This is a genomic window from Shinella zoogloeoides (genome assembly GCF_033705735.1).
GTDB lineage: Bacteria > Pseudomonadota > Alphaproteobacteria > Rhizobiales > Rhizobiaceae > Shinella > Shinella zoogloeoides_A.
The window spans coordinates 76,451-95,389 of record NZ_CP131133.1; the positions used below are offsets into that span (position 1 = coordinate 76,451).

An 18,939-nucleotide genomic window follows, 5' to 3' on the forward strand; every position below is an offset into this window, starting at 1 on the left:
CCGGAGCGAAGGCCCGATTGACTCAGTTGGGCAATCGGAACAAATAATGAACATATCAGCTTAAAGAACCGCTGGAAACCCTGAAGGAGCAACAATTCTGCCGTGGCCAACCATGCCCTCAACCCCGTGCTGGCCGAGCTTCGCGAGCGCATCGAGCAGCTCGAAGGCGGTGCGACGCGCGCGCGTCAGGTGCTGCCTTTCGGCGTCACTGAGGTCGATCGGGCATTGCCGGGCGGAGGGCTCGCCTTCGGGGCGCTGCACGAGATCGCCGGCGGCGGGGGAGGGACGGTCGACGGGGCTGCGGCCGCGCTGTTCGTGGCGGGCATCGCGGCGCGGGCCGGCGGCAAGGTGCTCTGGTGCATGGCGCGCCCGGACCTGTTTTTCCCGGCAGTAACGCAGGCCGGGCTCCACCCGGATCGTGTGGTGTTTTGCGAAAGCGACCGTGAAGAGCAGGTGTTGGATGCGATGGAGCAGGGCCTGTCGTTTCGCGGCCTCGTGGTCGTCGTCGGTGAACTCGTCCGTCTGCCGATGACGGCCTCGCGACGCCTGCAGCTGGCGGCCGAGAAAACCGGCGCCATGGGCATCGTGCTCCGGCGATGGCGACGACAGAACGAGGCTTCGGACTATGGGCAGCCGACCGCCTCGACGACGCGGTGGCGCATCAGCACCCTGCCGTCACAAAGACTGCCGGTGGCTGGCGTTGGCAGGGCGCGCTGGCTGGCGGAGCTGATGCGCGTCAAGGCCGGCGAATGCGCCGAATTCGAAATTGGAGCCCCCGATGCCAAGGGTCGTATCTGTCTACTTCCCACAGCTCTCGACCGAGCGGATCAGACGGCACGCTGGCGAAGCCTTGCCGGCTGACAAGCCGCTGGTCGTCGTTGCCCGTCGCGGCTCGAAGCGCTGGATTTCTGCTGCCGATCCGACAGCCCTGAAACTCGGCCTGCGCATCGGCATGGCCGCCAGCAAGGCGCAGGCCATGGTCGCCGACCTCATCATGGTCGATGCGGCCCCGGCCGAAGATGCCGCCGCGCTGGAGCGGCTGGCGCTCTGGACGCTGCGGCAATATAGCCCCGTCGTCGCGGTCGATGGCGCCGACGGTCTCGTCATCGACACCGAGGGCGCCGATCACCTGCACGGCGGCGAGGCGCTGCTCGTGTCGGGTCTCGTCAATCTGCTGCGCGGCCGCGGGCTGACAGCGCGTGTCGCCGTGGCCGACACCTTGGGCGCCGCGCATGCGCTTGCCCGGCTGCTTGCGGCCGAAACGACCGTCGTGCCTAAAGACAATGTGACGAAGGCGGTCATCGACCTGCCGATCGTCGCGCTGCGGCTGCCGGCGGAGATCGTCCAGGGCCTGCGTGTGCTCGGCATCGATACGATCGGCCAGCTTTCGGCCATGCCGCGCGCGCCGCTGACGTTGCGGTTCGGGCCGGAACCGGCACGTCGGCTGGATCAGATGTTCGGCCGGATCGCCGAGCCGATCGAGCCGATCCGCACGCCGGAGCTGATCGACGTCACGAAGAATTTTGCCGAACCGATCGGCGCGCCCGAGACCATCGCCAAGTATGTCTGCCGGCTGGTCGGCCAGCTCTCGGCCCGGCTGGCGGAAAACGGTCTCGGCGCGCGACGCTGCGATCTCTTTGTTCATCGCGTCGACAATACAAGGCAGCATCTCCGTGCCGGCCTTGCCAAACCCGTTCGTGACCCGGCACGGCTGTCGAAGCTTCTCTGCGACCGCATCGAGACCATCGATCCCGGTTTTGGCATCGAGAAGCTGGTGTTGGTCGCCGTCTTCGCCGAGCCGCTCGAGGAAAGGCAGGTTGCCTCATCACTCATCGAGGAGGAGATCGCCGACATCACACCGCTGGTCGACATTCTCGGCAATCGTGGCCACCGGCTCTTTCGCGTCGCGCCCGTCGCCTCCGATGTGCCGGAGCGTTCGGTCCGGCGCATCGCGGCGACCGCGCCTGACATCGGCGAGGCCTGGGCCGTCAAATGGCCGCGGCCGACACGGCTGTTCGCCAACCCGGAACGCATCGAGGTGATCGCGCTGCTGCCGGACCAGCCGCCGGCGGTGTTCACCTGGCGCGGCAAGCGCCGAAAGGTCGTGCGCGCCGACGGGCCGGAGCGGATTTTTGGCGAATGGTGGCGCAGGCCCCGCGAGTTCCAGGCGGTCAGGGACTATTTCGTGGTCGAGGACGAGCTTGGCGAACGCTACTGGGTCTATCGGGCCGGCGACGGCATCGATCCGGAAACCGGCTCCCACCTCTGGTTCGTGCATGGGGTGTTCGGATGAGATACGCCGAGCTTCAGGTCACGACACACTTTTCATTTCTCCGCGGGGCGTCCAGCGCCGAGGAGTTGTTCGCCACGGCGGCCGCGCTCGGCATCGATGCCCTTGGCGTCGCCGACCGCAACAGCCTCGCCGGCATCGTGCGCGCCTGGGAGGCGGCCAAGGCGACCGGCATTCGGCTCGTCGTCGGTTGCCGGCTCGATCTTACGGACGGCATGTCGATCCTCGTCTATCCGATGGACCGACCGGCCTACTCGCGGCTGACGCGGCTACTGTCGCTTGGCAAGGCGCGCGGCGGCAAGGGCAAGTGCCTGATCGAATTCACTGATGTCGCCGAGCACGCCGCCGGCATGATCGGGGTACTCGTGCCCGACGAGGCCGACGAGACCTGCGGCGTGCAGCTGCGCAAGATGGCCGAACTCTTCGGCGACCGCGCCTATGTCAGCCTCTGCCTGCGGCGCCGGCCGAACGACCGCATGCGCCTCCACGGCATTGCCACCATGGCCGCCCGCTTCAAGGTGCGCACCGTCGTCACCAATGATGTGCTCTTCCACGAATCGAGCCGCCGTCAGCTGCAGGATGTCGTGACCTGCATCCGCACCCGCACCTCCATCGATGATGTCGGCTTCGACCGGGAGCGTCATGCCGATCGTTATCTCAAGGCGCCGGAGGAAATGCACCGGCTCTTTGCCGAGTATCCGGAAGCGCTCGACCGAACGCGCGAGATCGTCGATCGGTGCAAGTTCGATCTCGGTGAGCTGCAATACCAGTATCCTGAAGAAGCGATCGTGCCGGGACTCGATCCGCAGCAGTCGCTCGTCAAGTTCACCTGGGAGGGAGCCGCCAATCGCTATCCCGAGGGTGTTCCCGACAAGGTCCAAAAATCCCTGCAGGATGAACTCGAACTGATCCGGGTGATGAATTATGCGCCCTATTTTCTGACGGTCTTTTCGATCGTCCGCTTCGCCCGGTCGAAGAGCATTCTCTGCCAGGGCAGGGGCTCGGCCGCCAATTCGGCGGTCTGCTACTGCCTTGGCGTCACCTCCATCGACCCTGATACCAACGACCTGCTGTTTGAACGCTTCATCAGCCAGGAGCGGGACGAACCGCCGGATATCGACGTCGATTTTGAGCACGAGAGGAGGGAGGAGGTCATCCAGTGGATCTACAACACCTACGGCCGCAGCAAGGCTGCCCTCTGTTCCACCGTGACGCGATACCGTGCGAAAGGTGCGTTGCGCGACGTCGGCAAGGCCCTCGGCCTGCCGGAGGACATGAACGGCCAGCTTTCATCTGGCGTCTGGGGCTGGTCGGAAGGTGTGTCCGAGCGCCAGGTCCGGGAAAACAACCTCAACGCAGCCGATTATCGGCTGAAGCTGACCCTGGAACTCGCGCAGCAACTGATGGGCGCACCGCGCCATCTCGGCCAGCATCCGGGTGGGTTTGTGCTGACGCATGACCGGCTCGACGATCTCGTGCCGATCGAACCGGCGCGCATGGACGATCGCCAGGTGATCGAGTGGGACAAGGACGATATCGAGGCGCTGAAATTCATGAAGGTGGACGTCCTGGCGCTGGGCATGCTGACCTGCATGGCCAAGGCTTTTGCGCTGATGGCCGCGCACAAGGGCGAGGTATGGGATCTCGCGTCCATTCCTTCCGAGGATCCTCGCACCTACGCGATGATCCGCAAGGCGGATACTTTGGGTACATTTCAGATCGAAAGCCGGGCACAGATGTCGATGTTGCCGCGCCTGAAGCCGCGCACATTTTATGATCTGGTCATTCAGGTGGCGATTGTCAGGCCGGGGCCGATCCAGGGCGATATGGTGCATCCCTATCTTCGTCGACGCGAGGGCAAGGAGCCGGTCGACTATCCGACGCCCGAATTGGAGGCGGTGCTTTCGAAAACGCTCGGTATCCCGCTGTTTCAAGAGTCGGCGATGAAAGTCGCTATGGTCTGCGCCGGTTTTAGTGGCGGCGAGGCCGACCAACTGCGGAAATCCATGGCGACTTTCAAGTTCTCGGGCGGTGTCTCGAAGTTCAAGGACAAGCTGATCGCCGGCATGGTCAAGAACGGTTACTCGGCCGAGTTCGCCGAAAACACGTTTTCGCAGTTGGAAGGCTTTGGTTCCTACGGCTTTCCTGAGAGCCACGCCGCCAGTTTCGCGCTGATTGCTTATGCGTCGAGCTGGGTCAAATGCCATCACCCGGACGCCTTCTGCGCCTCGCTGCTGAATTCGCAGCCGATGGGTTTTTACGCGCCAGCCCAGATCGTGAGGGATGCCGCTCAGCACGGCGTTGTAATCAGGCCCGTCTGCGTCAATGCCTCGCGCTGGGACTGCACGCTCGAGAACATCGAAGGAAGCCGTCATTGCGCCGTCCGTCTCGGCATGCGGATGGTCAAAGGACTCTCGACGGCAGATGCCGCTCGCATCGTGGCCGCACGCGCTGACGAACCTTTCTCCTCTGCCGACGATCTCTGGCGGCGATCGGGCGTGCCGACGGCCGCGCTGGTGAAACTGGCCGAAGCCGATGCGTTCCTCCCGTCATTGCAGCTTCAGCGCCGCGACGCGCTATGGGCGATCAAGGCACTGCGCGACGAGCCGCTGGAGCTTTGGGCCGCGGCCGCCGACCGCGAGGCGCGCCAGGTCGCGGAAATGCAGGAGCCATCGATTGCCTTGCCCTCGATGAGGGCAGAGCACGAGGTCGTCGAGGACTATGCCCACACCGGCCTCACCCTTCGCCAGCACCCGATCGCCTTTCTCCGCAACGACCTTCGCCGGAAGGGCATGGTCACATGCGCCGAGGCCATGGCGGCGCGCGACGGTCGCTGGCTGATGACCGGCGGCCTGGTGCTCGTTCGCCAGCGGCCGGGCTCGGCCAAGGGTGTCATGTTCCTGACCATCGAGGACGAGACCGGCATCGTCAACGCGGTGGTCTGGCCGACGCTGTTCGAGCGCCAGCGCCGCGTTCTTCTCTCGGCTTCGATGATGGCAATCAACGGAAAAATTCAGCGGGAAGGGGAGTTGGTGCATCTGGTGGCGCAACGGCTGTTCGACCTATCAGAGGATCTCGGCCGACTGGGCGAGCGGGACGAGCAGTTTCCCCTGCCCCACGGAAGGGGTGATGAGTTCGCGCGCGGCAATGGTGCGCCGGATCCGCGCGAGCGGTCGAAGGCGGCGGCGCCGACGCGCGAGATCTACGTGCCAGACCTCCTCATTGATCGGCTGAAGGTGAAAAGCCGGAATTTTCATTGACGCGGGGCCGACATCTGGCGCCCGCGATTGGTGGAAACGATCCTTGAGCACATAGGTCAGATATTGCCTCCTCCTGAGTCCCTGTGTGCCGCTGACACAATCTGTTCGATCTCACGCCGCTGTTCGGCATGTTTCATGGGGTTCTGTTCTTTCAACTTCTGTAGGTTCAGAAGCTTCCAGCGGACGGCCGGAAGCTCCGCAGCCTGGCGTAATCCAATCGCCGCGAAATCTGGTTCGCCGTCGTGAAGCGACAACAAGAAGTGCGCCCCCCTGTCGTCAAGCTTTGCGAGGATGTCCGTTGTCATTCGGTCCCTCACTGTTTTCAGATCGTCGAGGCTGATGGGCTCAATCGTCATCCCCTCGAATTCTTTCACGAAGGCTTCGTCGAGATCCGCAAGCGAGGGTTTGATCAGTTCGTGCGGCGGGCGTCCGGAACTGGCGACATAGATCAGAAATGTCCGGAAAAGCGCGTCGGTCAGCCCTTCGTTTTCATAGAGGAGCTTAACGTCGAAGAGGTCTCGCGGGTGCTGTCGGTCCACCGCCGCATGGAGCTTTCCGCCGAACAGGTCTTCGAACGAGACGACCTGCATCTCGGCGAAGCCGAACGCCTCCTCGACTTTCTCGCTCACGCGGCGCAGTTTCGGCGGATGGACAGTGCCCCTCGCGACCGGGGAGGTTTCGACCTTGATTTCTGCGTTGCCCTGCCGGACGAGCAGGCGGGTGTCGTTGTTGCCGCCGCCGGCGATCCTTTGGACGTTCACACCGCGTAGGTTGCGCATCAAGTCTTCGCGGATGTGCTCCAGTATCGTGTCGATGTTTTCCAGCGTCGTTTCACGGTCCTCGATCGGCAGATAGGTCAAGTCGATGTCGACCGAGAGCCGCGGCATGTCGCGATAGAAGAGGTTGATCGCGGTCCCGCCCTTCAGGGCGAAGGCGTCGTGGCGGGCGATGAAAGGAAGGGTCCGCACCAGGAGGTCGACCTGGCGGATGTATTGTTCACGGGCCATTCGGGATTTCCTTTGGCATCAAGTCGGCCGGGACTGTGATGCGGTAGATAGGGTGCAGCCGACCGCCCGGCGTCAGCGCCCGGTCGCCCTTGCCGAGATCGATGGACGAAATGTCGATGTGCCGGCGCCACGCATGATTATGCTTGTCGGCAAACACGAAGAAGAGGCGCTTGGTTTTGACGCTCCGGCATAGGGTGAGGAGCGTCGTCATCAATCTCGGGCGTAGATTGGCGAGGCTCTCGAAGGCCACGTCCACCTTGTGGAAGCTTTCGTTCTTCGGGACCTCATCAAGCATTTCGAGGATCGCGCGCTCGGGCGAGGACATTGGCATTGGCCAGCGCCATGGGCTTTGTGCCAGTTCCGGATCCTCGTCGTTGGAAAGGTCGAAATCCGCATCGTCTACGCCGGTCACTCCTTCGCCGAACAGGACGTTGCTCTTGGTCTTCACATCGGCGTCCGTCCGCAGCTTCGATAGCCACGCTGGGATATCGGATCCGTAGAGGTAGAGGGCGAATTCGCCGCCGAACGATAGGTAATGAGCATGTCCCCGCAGAGAGAGGACGCTCGCCCCACCGACATGGAATTTACGCCGCATGAGCCAGACGGCCGAGAGAAGCGGTATTTTCCAGCCGCCAACGGCCTCTGGATTGGTGTCCGAGGAAAACGGACGACGGTAGACGCCCGACATGACCGGCTCGAGCCAGCCTTGTTTGACATAGCCTGAGACGGACTGCCGCGAGATGGCATGACGAGCCATCCACCGGGAATCCACCAGAAAGCCAGGGGGGACTTGCTGGAGAAGCTGCTTTAGCTTTGTCTCTGATTGTCCATTCATGTTTGACATTATGGCATAGGATTAAAGTTTGCACGAGTCTTGCTTTACGTATGCGCTATTTTGTCAACGCAGGTTTGACCATGTGCATCGATCTCAAAGCTTGAGCCGTGCGCGCCTGCAGCCAGGTCGCGGGGACTATGGCCATGTCGGGCCAACCCTGCGCCAGTACATAGCGCTGGGGATGGATTTTGTGAGGGCGTTTGGTAGTTTTGAAGTACCCTTGCGGCGTCTGGAGGAGCCGACCTTTGCCAACGTGGCCGAAAGAGAAATTGTTGAAGCACGGGCCAGACCTTCCGATGGAGGAACGAATCCGACGCTACCAACACAATATCCGCACCATCCGCGAATCTGGCTGTGCGGTTCCTACGACCGCAATGGTCGACACTCTCGATCCGGCCGAGATCGAGATATGGTTTGCGGATAACGCGTTCAATATCGACCGCCTCAAGCAGGTGATGAAACGCGTGGCGGATTTGCCAGACGACACGTTACTGCCGTCTCCGTTCACCAAACCGGACAGGTAGCTCTTCCTGGACGGTGGACGGCTCACGCCGCAGAAGTATCAGCCCGCTACGGTCCGAACTGCCGCTGTTATCTACCCCGCAATAGAGATGGCGGCTCACTCTACCAAACGGACCGGGGCCGCCTCGCAGACGAAAATCAACTTTCGTGCTGTCGCCCGATCGTCTCCAGAACCTCGTAGTGGTCGACAAACGCGCCGGGTCCTTCGTTCAGCAACGCCAATACGCTGGACTGACACACTGGGACCGTCTCTACCTTTTCGATATTCGTCGCTTCCCATTCCATATCCGGATCGGCGGCGATGTCGTCGCGCATCGCAAGAACGGTGCGCCTCACTTCTTCGTAGTTGTCGAAGAAAATATCGCGTAGCCCTGTCGGTTTCCAGCGCTCGTCGAGCGGGATCCTGGCATCGGCGTAGGTATAAAAAGTGAAGACGAGACCTTCAGCCAACGGTTTCTCCTGAAGCAACTTCGGCGGTACGTCCCCGCCGTTCAATGCTCAATGACCCCATGATCGGGGGGTTGGAAACCGTGTGAAACGGCCCTGAGCTTTTAGTTCGGAGAACCTGGACATAGCGTCAGGCCCCCCGACCCAAAGGTCAAGGAGGTGATGCTGTATCGGCCAGCACCAACCGTTCACAGGGGTTTCCACGCCCCAAAGCGGCACGTACCGCTTCGGGGCGGAAGATAGGACATCCCGTTGAATTTGTCCTGAAATTTCTTCACTCGCCCCCGCGTAACGCGCCATTTTCCGAACCGTGCCGATGGCGCGGGCGGCCGGGAATGGGAAAGGGAACCGGCGAAGGGAGAGGGAGAGGGGGGCGGCGCGGCGGTGGCGAGTTGAGAGGCTGGAGAGAGGCTCCGGCTGCTCGCCATGGAGCCGCACCATGCGTCACTATCCGAATGTGGACCACGCGCGCCAGCGATTTGCCACCCATAGGACACAGCCGGCGATATCGATTGCCCGCGCTTTCCCTTCGATCTCCATCTTGCCGCCGATTGCAGGTCTGCTCGAGCAAGGCGCGGCCGTGGCCATCGGGGTCTCGGGCGGCAAGGACAGCCAGGCCGCCGCCATGGCGACCTTCGAGTATCTCGACAGGATCGGGCATTCCGGCCCGCGCCTGCTGATCCATGCCGATCTCGGCTCGGTCGAATGGGCGGATTCGCTACCGACATGCGCGCAACTATCCGATCGCCTCGGCGCCGAGCTCATTGTCGTCTGCCGCAAGCAAGGTGGGCTGATGGACCGCTGGGAAAGCCGCTGGCGATCCAACGTCGCGCGCTACGAAAACCTCAGCACCGTGACCCTCGTCCCGTGCTGGAGCACGCCAGCTATGAGGTTCTGTACGTCCGAGATGAAGACCTCAAAAATCCATGCGGAACTCAAACGCCGGTTTTCCAGACTGCCGATCATCAGCGTGACCGGCGTCCGGCGCGAGGAAAGCCCGCAGCGCGCCCGCGCCGAAATCTTCGATCACAAACCGGGCGAGCGCATATGGACCTGGCGGCCGATACTCGACTGGTCCGAGGCGGAGGTCTTTTCAGCGCTCGATTTCTGGGGCATCGAACCCCATCCCGCCTATCGCCGGTTTGGTCTCACGCGCGTGTCGTGCCGTTTCTGTATCATGTCGAGCCTTCCCGATCTGGTAGCCGCCGCGGCGCAGCCCGAAGCGCACGACCTCTATCGACAGATGGTTGGTCTCGAATGCCGCAGCACGTTCGCGTTTCAAAGCAGCCGCTGGTTGGGCGATATCGCTCCTCATCTGCTTGAGCCGAGGATCCGCGATCTTTTCGCCATGGCCAAGGAAAAGGCGGGCCGTCGTCGTGAGGTGGAACGCCGGCTGACGAAGCCGATGCTCTATGTGAAAGGTTGGCCCACCCGGATGCTCTCCGACGGGGAGGCAGACCTTCTCGCCGAGGTGCGCTCGGAGGTCGGCGCGATGCTGGGATTTCGCGCGCGACATGTCGACCGCGTCTCTATCCATGCTCGTTATGCTGAGCTGCTCGATCTTCAGGCCAGCCGGGGGAGGGCCGCATGACCGAAACGTCGCCTTCCCAACGCTTGCTGATCCTTTCGTGCTCGATGACCAAGCGCGACGGCCCGCAATATATGCCGGCGCGTGACCGATACGATGGACCGCTCTGGCGCACTCTGCGTCATGTCGATCCCGACGAACAGAAGGCACGGGTTGCCTTTCTGTCGGCCGAGTACGGTTTTCGTGAGGCCAGGACCACTGTCGAAAACTACGATCGACGGATGACGCCGGAGATTGCGACCGCCATGAAGGCCGGCGGCCTTGGCACGCGATGGCCACTGCCAAAAACCCAGCGACTCGTGATGCCATCGGGCGAGCATCCGGGCATGCACATCGCCTCGATGACGGAGCATGGCCGGAAACCGTTCGTCGACGTCTGCCTCGTCGGTGGCGCTCTCTATCTCGACGTCATGCAGCACTTCGTCGACCTGTTTCAGGAGGATGGTTTTGTCACGGGGAGCGCCGCGATCACGGAAATCTGCGCGCCGATCGGCATCATGCGGCAGCAGATGGCGATCTGGCTGAACAGTTGCCCGCGCGATGCCAGCGGCGACGCGGGCGCTGGCGGCAGGCGGTGAGGCCGGCGGCCGGCAAAAGAGGGGGAGGGGGGACGGGGCGTTCGTGGCGGATTGAGGTGGCTGGAGAGAGGTTCCGGCCGGTCCGCCGCGGAGAATTGACATGGCACAGGCCATTCAGAAGATCGCGCTCAACGTCGGGCGCGATATCCCCTTCAACAAGCTCGTCCTCAGCCAGCAGAACGTGCGCAAGACCAAGGCCGGCGTCTCTATCGAGGAACTTGCCGACGACATCGCTCGCCGCGGGCTGCTGACCAGCATCAACGTGCGTCCGGAACGGGACGCCGAGGGCAAGGAGACCGGCATCTACCGCATTCCTGCCGGCGGCCGCCGCTATCGCGCGCTGAAGCTTCTGGTCGACCGGAAGCAACTGACGAAGACCACGGGCGTTCCCTGCATCGTCAGCGAAGGCGAAACCCTCGAAGCCGAGGACTCGCTTGCCGAAAACGTCAAGCGCGCCGATCTTCATCCGCTCGACGAATTTCGCGCGATGATGGTCTTGCGCGAGCAGGGGCTCGACGAGGAGGAAATCGCCGCTCGCTTCCACATCTCGGTTGCGACGGTGAAGCAGCGCCTGCGGCTGGCGTCGGTGTCGCCCCGCCTGCTCGAACTCTATGGCGATGACCAGATGAAGCTCGGCCAGGTCATGGCGTTCTCGATCACCAAGGATCACGCCCGGCAGGAGCAGGTCTGGGAGACGATTTCGCGCACGCAAAGCACCGACCCCTATTACATCCGCCGGCTGCTCACCGAAACGGCGATCCGGGCGAGCGATCGCCGTTCGGTCTATGTCGGCATCGAAGCCTATGAGGCCGCCGGCGGCATTGTCATGCGTGATCTCTTCGAGCAGGACAACGGCGGATGGCTTCAGGATCCGGCTCTCCTTGAACAGCTCGTGCTGGAAAAGCTGACGGCAGACGCCGAAGCGCTGAAGACGGAGGAGGGCTGGAAGTGGGTCGATTCTGCCATCGACTTCCATTTCGGCCACGCGTCCGGTCTTCGCCGCTTCTATGGGAAGCAGGCGGAGTTCACCGAGGGAGAGCTTGCTCGCCACGATAGCCTGCAGGCGGAGTTCGACAAGCTCAACGCGGAATACGAGGAAGCCGACGAGCACTCCGAGGAGACAGAAGCGCGCCTCGACGATCTCGACGCCCAGCTGACGGCGCTGAATGAACGCCCGTTTGTTCTCGATCCCGAGGACGTCGCTCGCGGCGGCGCCTTCATCTCGCTGGCCGGCAACGGTGAAATCAGGATCGAGCGCGGCTTCGTCCGGCCGGAAGACGAGCCTGTCGTCGAGGCGCAGGATGGCGATGGCGCCGAGCAGGATGGTGAAGATGGCGACAACACCGCCGCCGCGGAAGGGGGTGGTGTGACGATCAACGGCAAGCCCGTTGGTATCGAGGAGCCTGACGAGGACGACGGCAAGATCCGGCCGCTCTCGGAACGGCTCATCGAGGACCTGACTGCGGCCCGCACGCTTGCGCTCAGGAATGCGCTCGCCAATGAGCCGATGATGGCCTTCATCACGGTGCTGCACCTGCTCGTGCTGAACACCTTCTATCACTTCCGCACGGCGTCTTGCCTGGAAATCACGGTGCAGCATACGGTCTCGACCAAGACGCAGGGCCTTTCCGACACGGTCTGGGCGAAGGAGATCGAGCAGCGCCAGGAGGCCTGGGGACACGATCTTCCCGGTGACGCCGACGCGGTTTGGGGCTACCTGATCGCGCTCGATCATGACAGCCGAATGGCGCTGTTTGCGCATTGCGCGTCGATGTCGCTGAACGCCACGGTCCAGCAATGGAACCGCCGGACCAGGGAAAACCAGCATGCCGTGCAGCTGGCTCAGACGATCGGGTTCGGCATGGTGGGTGCGGGCTGGACGCCGACGGTCGATAACTATCTCGGCCGCGTGACCAAGGCGCACATCCTGCAGGCCGTTCGCGAAGCAAAGGGCGATCAGTCGGCCCAGCTTATCGATCACCTGAAGAAGCAGGACATGGCGCGCGAAGCGGCCCGGCTGCTCGACGGCAGCGGATGGCTCCCCGAAGTGTTGCGCTATCCCGCCGACGAAGTCGCCGAGGAGGTCGGGACTGCGGAGACGAACGATGCGGTGACCGTCGACGACGAGGACGTCGAAGCCGGCGACGTCGTGCTGCCGGCATTCCTGACCGAGGAGCTGGATGGCGAGCAGACTGACGCCGACGCTGATGACGATCAGGACGGGCATCTCGAAGCCGCGGAATAAATCCTCGGACCAACAACGATCGATCCAGGGCCCGGCCGTCGCGCCGGGCCTTTCTGTTTCTCGAAACTCGGAGACGAACATGTCCGTCATGACCATCTACGAACGCGCGCCGATCGGCGCAATGATCTCCTTTCGCAATTCGGTTCCGCGGCCATCCGACGAGGACGCCGATGCCCTCGCCGCCTGGAAGAAATGCAATGGTGCCGGTTGGCTCGTGCGATGCACGCCGCCTCGTTCCAGCATCATCTGGTCGACGGCAGGCGCGATTACGCTCCTACCGGGCGAGTTTCAGATGGACCTCGATGCTGCGATCGCCGCCCGCGAAGCCTTTCCACTCGATAGCGATCTCTCGTTCGAGATTGTCCGTCGCCCTCTCGCCGGCGAAGTTCGTGTCCTTCAGGAATACGGCGCCCACAACATCCTGCTCTACCTTGCCGCAAACATGGCCGACGCCCGTCGTTGGGTCGAAGATAGCGGTCACATCAATATCCGCCTCGAGGAGGTTTGCGTCGAGGAAATCTGCGCGGATGCTGTCGAAGGGAGGGTGGCGTGATGTTGAACGATACCACGCGCGCGGTGATCGTCCCCGACGAAGCCCGTCAGGATTTCCTGCCAATCCTCTTCGGCCGTTCGCACCTGATCGTCGCCGAGAATGCCGTCTATGCCTTGATGGAAAGGCTTAGCCCTCTCGACTATCGTGGCGGTTCCTGGGACTTCTACGAGCACGAGAGCAAGCCGCTTTTCCTCGCGCCCAGATCCAGGACACGTTTCCGGATCACCGGTGACGTCACATGCTTCCAGGGCGAGGTCTCCGCCGAGGCGGCCGGGATCATCGCCACGATGTTCGCCTTCTCGCACCTGTCATTCCAGTTTGAGACCGATCGGCTCGTCGAAGGCTATGAGCGCCTCTACGCCTATTCCGCGGATCATCCCGAGGCCTCCGAGATATTCCAGGCAATCGACTGAAGCCCACTCGCACGACTGCGGGTCGCGGGCGTTCCGCAGTGAGCTGCGACCCACAGATCGTTTCCCACTTCACCAGCCCGGTTGGCGCGAGAGCGGCGACCGGGCTCTTTCGTTTCAGGAGCTTGAGATGCCCGACTACACCATTGAGACCAGCTACCGCCTGCCAGCCTACCGTCATCGCACCTACCAGGCCGATACCGCTGCGCTCGCCTGCCGGCAGGCCATCGAGGACGATGACTGGTCTGGCGAGAAGCTGAGCTACGAAGATGCCGGCGAGACTTACGTGTCCGGCATATGGAACGGGGTCGATACCGCCTATTCCGGCCATGCAGTCCCTGTTCCCTCCCACTTTTCGGAAACGACCGAGCGAAAGGTCAGGCACTTCGAAATCCTGCTTGGGCTGCTGAAGCTTCTGCTCGCTGACGTCCAGGCCGGCCGGGCGGCATCGGACGACTGGATCGAGCGTGCCATCTCTGCCGTCGCGCGCGGCGAGGCGATCCTCTCAGGCGCTCGCGATCCTGACGATCCTGCCGAGGGAGAGCGGCTATGACGCAATACAAAGTCAAAATCGGATTCTGGCTCAGCGCCTATGACGGGTTCGCTCTCGAGGCCGATAGCGATGCCGAGGCGATCGAGAAAGCCAAGGCAGCCGCCACGGTGGCCATGGAGGCATCCGATCAGCCGGAACACATCGAGATCGACCAACGGCGCGAAGGCACCATCATCTATATCGATCGCGTTACAGCGGACGGAACGGAACCCGTCATCGAAAATGTCGAGTTTGACGACGACCGCATCCACCCGGCGCCAGCGCGCTGAGCTTCATCCCTTTTCTTTCCACCGACCCGGCCCTTGCGCCGGGCTTTCACGTTTCAGGAGACGACTTATGAATACCATGATTTCCAGTCCGCCCGCCGTATCCTCCGGCTTCAAGGTCGATATCTCGCGCGGCGAGCGCATCGGCCGTGTATCGTCCGAGTGGTTCTCTCGGCCGGACGACGAGCGCTACCTTTCGCTCTCCGACCTCCATCGCGCGGTCAGCGAGCGGACGGAACGCGCCCGTGTCCGGACCGTCGAGAGCGCGGACATCCGCGTCGAGGCGACACGCGACAACGCCGAGCGCCTTTCCCTTGTGGTTCCCGGCAGCCGTGTGCCGTTGGCGCCGACCCATTGGAGCTACGGCCAATTGTGCAGCCTCGTCGGCGCGCCGGCGAGCTACATGCGCCAGCTTCCCGCGCCGCTTGCCGCGATCAATCTCCAGCACGGGCTGCTGAACCACAGTGCCGAACTGGTCAAGACCCTGGAAATGGACGACGGGCGGGTCGAGTTGCGCGCCGTGACCGGCCCCGAATACGGGCGCATCTGGGATAAAGAACTTGTCGCGGCTGTGATGAGCATTGCCGGCAATGGGACCGGCGACACGATCTGGAAGGTGCCGGGCGTCCTCGACTGGGCGACCATGACCCACAATCCTTTCGTCGACGTGACCAAGGACACGACGACGCTTTACGCCAGTGACAGGGACGTCTTCCTTTTCTTGGTGGATGATACGCACCCCATCGAGGCGGGCCGTCTCCCGAACGGCGAGCCGGACCTTTACTTCCGCGGCTTCTATGCCTGGAATTCAGAGGTCGGGTCGAAAACACTCGGAATCGCCAGCTTTTATCTTCGTGCCGTGTGCATGAATCGCAACCTGTGGGGCTGCGAAAATTTCGAGGAAATCACCATTCGGCACTCGAAATTCGCGGCAAAACGCTTCGCGCACGAGGCCGCTCCGGCACTGATGAATTTCGCGAACTCATCGCCCGCGCCTTTCATCAACGGCATTCGCGCTGCCCGCGAGAAAATAGTCGCCCGCAATGAAGAGGACCGGTCCTGCTTCCTGCGCAAGCGTGGATTCTCCAAGGCGGAAACCGGCAAAATCATCGACACGGTCCTCTCGGAGGAGGGGCGACCGCCGGAGTCCATCTTCGATTTCGTGCAGGGCATCACCGCCCTTGCGCGTGGAAAAGCCCATCAGGACACGCGCCTGGAACTGGAGGGCAAAGCGCGCAAGCTGCTCGAAAGCGCAGCCTGACCACGTTCCCGCAAACGCAACCCCTCTATCCCATCAGCGCCTGGCCACCGTGTCGGGCGTTCGCCATTTTGGAGATCTTACAATGACCAGCTTTTCCTTTCACGCACAGGTCGCCGCGGAGGCGATCGAAAAGGTCGGCCGCCTTTTCAACGCCTCGATCGACGATATCCTCAACGAACTGCTCCAGAACGCGCGGCGCGCCGGGGCCGCGAAGGTCCTGATCGACCAGATCGACGATCCACGGTTCGGGCCGGCAATCCGCATCGCCGATGATGGCGCAGGCCTCGACGACCCCCGCTCGCTCTTTTCTCTTGGAAGGAGCGAATGGTCGAAGGCTCTGTCCCTGTCAGAGGACGCCGCCGGCATGGGCTTCTTTTCCCTCGCCAATCGCGGGGCGATGATTGTCGCCGGCCAGAAAGGTACGGACCAGGCCTGGGCCATCGCGGCGACACCGGATGCCTTTCATGGCAAGGAACCGGTCACGGTCGACGTCGGTCCAGATGGCCATCAGGGCTTGGCGGTGATCTTCCCGGAAAAGAAGGGTGAGCATTTTGCTAGTGCGGTCCGCCGCGCCGCTTGCTTTTTCCCGGTTCCCGTCATCTTCAACGGCGAAGAAATGCCGTCCAATGACTTCCTCGAGAGCGCGGATCACATCGAGGAGTGGCGAGGAATTCGGATCGGCATTTTTGGCCGGGATGTCTCCCGCTACCACGATGACAACGCCAATTTCCATGGCGTGACGCTGAAGATCCCCTTGCCGGAGCTTCAGCAATCCTGGCATCGCAGCTATTTCGCGCGCATCGACGTGGTCGATTGTGCCCATCTCAAGCTCGTGCTTCCCGCCCGCAAGGATGTCGTGCGCGACGCGATGTATGTAGCGCTCCTCGAAGAGATCACCCGCCTGTTCTTTCGCATGATCGCGGCCAGCGGCGCGCACAGCTTGAGGTTCAAGGACTACCAGCTTGGCCGGTCGCTGGACATCGATCTGAAAGAGGCAGCGCCTCTATTGCGACCCTATTCGCCTTCGTGCGCAGACACGGACCGGAGTGTTTTCCTCGCGCCTGCGTCGGTCGAGAAAGACGCATTTGTCTTCGAAGGAGAGGGGCCGCTCGAAGATCAGACGTTTGCCCGGGCAATCGCGCGGCTGGACAGTGCTCCGGCGCTCTTCGACCCGCATCGGGCTTTTGCCGGCTATGCCTGGTACGACGCGCTTCGGTGCATCCAGATCCGATCCTATAGAATGGAGATCGATGGCGCGACCGAAGAAAATCAGCCCTTCGATCTCTTCGGCGCAAACGGGCGGCCGGATCGCCTCGAGGTGGTTCTGGACGTTTCGGGCGCGGAAAAGACGCAGTGGGTGCTGGAGACCGACCTCATCGTCCAAGGGGTCGATCATGGTTCCTTGGACGAGGCGGAGATCCTCGTCACCAAGCAGTCGGCTATCACCCCGTCACACCTGACCACCTTCCTTGTCGATGCCCTCTATTCGCCCACGGACGATGCGGACGCCGGCTCCTACGACGAGCAGGAGCAATGGTTCTCCGACGAGGCGGAGGATCTGAGCATCGCCTTGCTGGAAACGGCGCACGCTGCCGATCTCAATGCGATCGTGCGTGTCGTCGAACGCGAACTGGTTTGGCGCGTGCCGCGCGAAGACGCGATCCTGATCAGGATCGAACATCGAAAGATCTCGGTCGAAGGTCTTTCCCCGCCTGTCGGCGCGCCGCCCGCGCCGCGCGCGGCGACATAGCCCTCATCAAAAATGCTCGACCATTCCTCCAATCAACCCGGCCACCGCGCCGGGTTTGTCGTATCGACTGAAAGGCAGTCCCATGAACAATCTCGAAACCCGAATTTACACCTATCCGCCAATCCCGCTTGCCGATATCACGCCGCTCGAAAAGCTCGTGCTGACCCACGTTCTCGAATGCAGCGAGACTGAAGCCGGGCTTGTCCTGTTCACCGACCTCGGCCCGATCAATCCGATCAGTGTAAAGCGGAAGGCACTGCTTGACGCCTTTCGCACTTCGGCGCCGCAAGCGGACAGTGCACTCAATGCCTTCATCGGCGGTCGCATTCTCGCGCTGTTGCCGACATCTCCGGACGGTGACGATATCGCTGCCGATATCGACCTGACCGAGTTCCCCTGGCAATTCATCGTGCATGACATTGTCGCGCGATCGCCGAGCCTGCAGGAGGTCACGGTGATCCAATGGATGAATCACCCTTCACAACGCCCGGAGAGCTATGGCGCCAGCGTGTCCCTTATCACCGGCAAGGGCATCCATCACGCGACCAGCGAGGATCTGCTGAACCGGTTCCGTTTGCAGGATCGCGCACTATTGCCGCCGGTCTCGCCGCCTGCCCTGATGGGCGGTGCTCCCGTCGCCGCTACAGTTCGTTCTTTCACCGTTGGCGAGATGGAGACAGCTCTCTGCATCTGGGAGGCCATGCTTTATTTCCGCGGCCTTCACGAGGACCACGGCTCGGTTCCCGATGGCGTTATCCGCATGTCCGAATTGTGGGATGCGACCGGCTGGCTGGCGATGCGGGCTCATGTCCTGGCGATCGTACCTCTTGCAGAGCAGGCGTACACCGCTCTCTCGGATGCTTTGGAGGAAGGCGGATTTACCTTCGATTTCGATTTCATTCCCGCTGTCGTCGGTGCTTTGGACTGGTCCGAATACGGGCCATATCGGGATGGCGAACCCGAGGAATTTCTCGAAACCGTCATGGCGTCGGTTGCCGGCCGCCGACGGGACGTTGCAGCCGAAGCACTCGCCAACGAGAACCTCATCACCCGAAAATCCTGATGGACGGTCTTCGGCAGCCTATGACGCGATCAGGCGCTGATCCCGGCCGGGGTCGGCGCCTGCTCGGATACCGGCGACTGGCCGTGGGTCATCGACGCAGCTTCGTTGCCTATCTGCTCGACCTCGACCACGTCGCTGGCGGCCTTCAGGTCGATGCGCCCCCAGATCGACGTTTCTTTCCGGGGGAGGCGTCGCCGATTCTTGAACTCGACGACGAACGGCTTTTTCTCAGGCTTCATGATGCTCCGACTGAATATGGCAGATGACTGTCTCCCGGCAGCTGTTCTTATTCGCGGCAACCTGTCAACGGC

The 18,939-nt window shown here is 62.4% G+C and carries 18 protein-coding genes; 14 read left to right on the forward strand and 4 right to left on the reverse strand.

What is annotated here, in order from left to right; translation table 11 throughout:
* Window positions 1-102 precede the first annotated feature (102 nt).
* Genes ShzoTeo12_RS27865 through ShzoTeo12_RS27875 form a run of 3 tightly spaced genes read left to right on the forward strand, consistent with a single transcriptional unit; the run spans window position 103 to window position 5,550 of the window.
* Entirely contained in the window at window positions 103-861 is a 759-nt protein-coding gene (locus ShzoTeo12_RS27865) for a damage-inducible mutagenesis protein (RefSeq protein WP_318914471.1), read from the forward strand.
* Entirely contained in the window at window positions 779-2,293 is a 1,515-nt protein-coding gene (locus ShzoTeo12_RS27870) for a DNA polymerase Y family protein (protein ID WP_318914472.1), read from the forward strand. The genes ShzoTeo12_RS27865 and ShzoTeo12_RS27870 overlap by 83 nt, the downstream gene beginning before the upstream one ends.
* Window positions 2,290-5,550: an error-prone DNA polymerase gene (locus ShzoTeo12_RS27875; protein ID WP_318914473.1), complete on the forward strand. Its 3,261-nt coding sequence runs from the start codon at window positions 2,290-2,292 to the stop codon at window positions 5,548-5,550. The genes ShzoTeo12_RS27870 and ShzoTeo12_RS27875 overlap by 4 nt, the downstream gene beginning before the upstream one ends.
* Window positions 5,551-5,606: 56 nt before the next feature.
* Here the strand turns inward: ShzoTeo12_RS27875 and ShzoTeo12_RS27880 are convergent, their stop codons facing one another.
* Window positions 5,607-6,557 carry a nucleotidyl transferase AbiEii/AbiGii toxin family protein gene (locus ShzoTeo12_RS27880; protein ID WP_318914474.1) on the reverse strand — a complete coding sequence of 317 codons (951 nt, stop codon included), beginning with the start codon at window positions 6,555-6,557 and terminating at the stop codon, window positions 5,607-5,609.
* Window positions 6,547-7,392 (reverse strand): type IV toxin-antitoxin system AbiEi family antitoxin domain-containing protein, encoded by an 846-nt coding sequence (locus tag ShzoTeo12_RS27885; protein WP_318914475.1) that lies wholly within the window; start codon window positions 7,390-7,392, stop codon window positions 6,547-6,549. The genes ShzoTeo12_RS27880 and ShzoTeo12_RS27885 overlap by 11 nt, the downstream gene beginning before the upstream one ends.
* Window positions 7,393-7,688: 296 nt before the next feature.
* Here ShzoTeo12_RS27885 and ShzoTeo12_RS27890 point away from each other — a divergent pair, with 296 nt between their 5' ends.
* Window positions 7,689-7,916 (forward strand): hypothetical protein, encoded by a 228-nt coding sequence (locus tag ShzoTeo12_RS27890; RefSeq protein ID WP_318914476.1) that lies wholly within the window; start codon window positions 7,689-7,691, stop codon window positions 7,914-7,916.
* Window positions 7,917-8,052: 136 nt separating this feature from the next.
* Here ShzoTeo12_RS27890 and ShzoTeo12_RS27895 read toward each other — a convergent pair whose 3' ends face one another.
* Window positions 8,053-8,364: a hypothetical protein gene (locus ShzoTeo12_RS27895; protein WP_318914477.1), complete on the reverse strand. Its 312-nt coding sequence runs from the start codon at window positions 8,362-8,364 to the stop codon at window positions 8,053-8,055.
* Between the two features lie 436 nt (window positions 8,365-8,800).
* Here ShzoTeo12_RS27895 and ShzoTeo12_RS27900 point away from each other — a divergent pair, with 436 nt between their 5' ends.
* The 10 genes from ShzoTeo12_RS27900 (at window position 8,801) to ShzoTeo12_RS27945 (ending at window position 18,628) form a co-directional block, all read left to right on the forward strand.
* A complete protein-coding gene (locus ShzoTeo12_RS27900; RefSeq protein ID WP_318914478.1) occupies window positions 8,801-9,952 on the forward strand; it encodes a phosphoadenosine phosphosulfate reductase family protein in 1,152 nt (383 codons plus the stop codon).
* A complete protein-coding gene (locus ShzoTeo12_RS27905) occupies window positions 9,949-10,527 on the forward strand; it encodes a hypothetical protein (RefSeq protein WP_318914479.1) in 579 nt (192 codons plus the stop codon). Before ShzoTeo12_RS27900 ends, ShzoTeo12_RS27905 begins: the two co-directional genes overlap by 4 nt.
* 100 nt (window positions 10,528-10,627) lie before the next feature.
* Window positions 10,628-12,772 carry a ParB/RepB/Spo0J family partition protein gene (locus ShzoTeo12_RS27910; protein WP_318914480.1) on the forward strand — a complete coding sequence of 715 codons (2,145 nt, stop codon included), beginning with the start codon at window positions 10,628-10,630 and terminating at the stop codon, window positions 12,770-12,772.
* Between the two features lie 79 nt (window positions 12,773-12,851).
* The gene (locus ShzoTeo12_RS27915; protein ID WP_318914481.1) at window positions 12,852-13,325 is read left to right on the forward strand and encodes a hypothetical protein; all 474 of its coding nucleotides are present in this window, start codon (window positions 12,852-12,854) and stop codon (window positions 13,323-13,325) included.
* Complete coding sequence (locus tag ShzoTeo12_RS27920) at window positions 13,325-13,738, forward strand: antirestriction protein (RefSeq protein ID WP_318914482.1); 414 nt, start codon at window positions 13,325-13,327, stop codon at window positions 13,736-13,738. The genes ShzoTeo12_RS27915 and ShzoTeo12_RS27920 overlap by 1 nt, the downstream gene beginning before the upstream one ends.
* A 127-nt stretch (window positions 13,739-13,865) precedes the next feature.
* Window positions 13,866-14,288: a hypothetical protein gene (locus tag ShzoTeo12_RS27925; RefSeq protein ID WP_318914483.1), complete on the forward strand. Its 423-nt coding sequence runs from the start codon at window positions 13,866-13,868 to the stop codon at window positions 14,286-14,288.
* The gene (locus ShzoTeo12_RS27930; RefSeq protein WP_318914484.1) at window positions 14,285-14,557 is read left to right on the forward strand and encodes a hypothetical protein; all 273 of its coding nucleotides are present in this window, start codon (window positions 14,285-14,287) and stop codon (window positions 14,555-14,557) included. Before ShzoTeo12_RS27925 ends, ShzoTeo12_RS27930 begins: the two co-directional genes overlap by 4 nt.
* Before the next feature lie 67 nt (window positions 14,558-14,624).
* Window positions 14,625-15,815 carry a DUF932 domain-containing protein gene (locus tag ShzoTeo12_RS27935; RefSeq protein WP_318914582.1) on the forward strand — a complete coding sequence of 397 codons (1,191 nt, stop codon included), beginning with the start codon at window positions 14,625-14,627 and terminating at the stop codon, window positions 15,813-15,815.
* An 82-nt stretch (window positions 15,816-15,897) separates the two neighbouring features.
* Entirely contained in the window at window positions 15,898-17,565 is a 1,668-nt protein-coding gene (locus ShzoTeo12_RS27940) for a hypothetical protein (protein ID WP_318914485.1), read from the forward strand.
* An 82-nt stretch (window positions 17,566-17,647) separates the two neighbouring features.
* Entirely contained in the window at window positions 17,648-18,628 is a 981-nt protein-coding gene (locus ShzoTeo12_RS27945) for a hypothetical protein (RefSeq protein ID WP_318914486.1), read from the forward strand.
* A gap of 29 nt (window positions 18,629-18,657) precedes the next feature.
* On the opposite strand, the gene ShzoTeo12_RS27950 is transcribed toward ShzoTeo12_RS27945, so the two are convergent.
* The gene (locus ShzoTeo12_RS27950; RefSeq protein WP_318914487.1) at window positions 18,658-18,867 is read right to left on the reverse strand and encodes a hypothetical protein; all 210 of its coding nucleotides are present in this window, start codon (window positions 18,865-18,867) and stop codon (window positions 18,658-18,660) included.
* Window positions 18,868-18,939: the final 72 nt, after the last annotated feature.

Excerpts from the sequence above, each read along its gene's own strand:
- ShzoTeo12_RS27930 (WP_318914484.1), top strand. The coding sequence starts at position 14,285 with ATGACGCAATACAAAGTCAAAATCGGATTCTGGCTCAGCGCCTATGAC.
- ShzoTeo12_RS27870 (WP_318914472.1), top strand. The coding sequence starts at position 779 with ATGCCAAGGGTCGTATCTGTCTACTTCCCACAGCTCTCGACCGAGCGG.
- ShzoTeo12_RS27910 (WP_318914480.1), top strand. The coding sequence starts at position 10,628 with ATGGCACAGGCCATTCAGAAGATCGCGCTCAACGTCGGGCGCGATATC.
- ShzoTeo12_RS27900 (WP_318914478.1), top strand. The coding sequence starts at position 8,801 with ATGCGTCACTATCCGAATGTGGACCACGCGCGCCAGCGATTTGCCACC.
- ShzoTeo12_RS27925 (WP_318914483.1), top strand. The coding sequence starts at position 13,866 with ATGCCCGACTACACCATTGAGACCAGCTACCGCCTGCCAGCCTACCGT.
- ShzoTeo12_RS27880 (WP_318914474.1), bottom strand. The coding sequence starts at position 6,557 with ATGGCCCGTGAACAATACATCCGCCAGGTCGACCTCCTGGTGCGGACC.
- ShzoTeo12_RS27920 (WP_318914482.1), top strand. The coding sequence starts at position 13,325 with ATGTTGAACGATACCACGCGCGCGGTGATCGTCCCCGACGAAGCCCGT.
- ShzoTeo12_RS27945 (WP_318914486.1), top strand. The coding sequence starts at position 17,648 with ATGAACAATCTCGAAACCCGAATTTACACCTATCCGCCAATCCCGCTT.
- ShzoTeo12_RS27875 (WP_318914473.1), top strand. The coding sequence starts at position 2,290 with ATGAGATACGCCGAGCTTCAGGTCACGACACACTTTTCATTTCTCCGC.
- ShzoTeo12_RS27950 (WP_318914487.1), bottom strand. The coding sequence starts at position 18,867 with ATGAAGCCTGAGAAAAAGCCGTTCGTCGTCGAGTTCAAGAATCGGCGA.
- ShzoTeo12_RS27935 (WP_318914582.1), top strand. The coding sequence starts at position 14,625 with ATGAATACCATGATTTCCAGTCCGCCCGCCGTATCCTCCGGCTTCAAG.
- ShzoTeo12_RS27905 (WP_318914479.1), top strand. The coding sequence starts at position 9,949 with ATGACCGAAACGTCGCCTTCCCAACGCTTGCTGATCCTTTCGTGCTCG.
- ShzoTeo12_RS27940 (WP_318914485.1), top strand. The coding sequence starts at position 15,898 with ATGACCAGCTTTTCCTTTCACGCACAGGTCGCCGCGGAGGCGATCGAA.
- ShzoTeo12_RS27885 (WP_318914475.1), bottom strand. The coding sequence starts at position 7,392 with ATGAATGGACAATCAGAGACAAAGCTAAAGCAGCTTCTCCAGCAAGTC.
- ShzoTeo12_RS27915 (WP_318914481.1), top strand. The coding sequence starts at position 12,852 with ATGTCCGTCATGACCATCTACGAACGCGCGCCGATCGGCGCAATGATC.
- ShzoTeo12_RS27890 (WP_318914476.1), top strand. The coding sequence starts at position 7,689 with ATGGAGGAACGAATCCGACGCTACCAACACAATATCCGCACCATCCGC.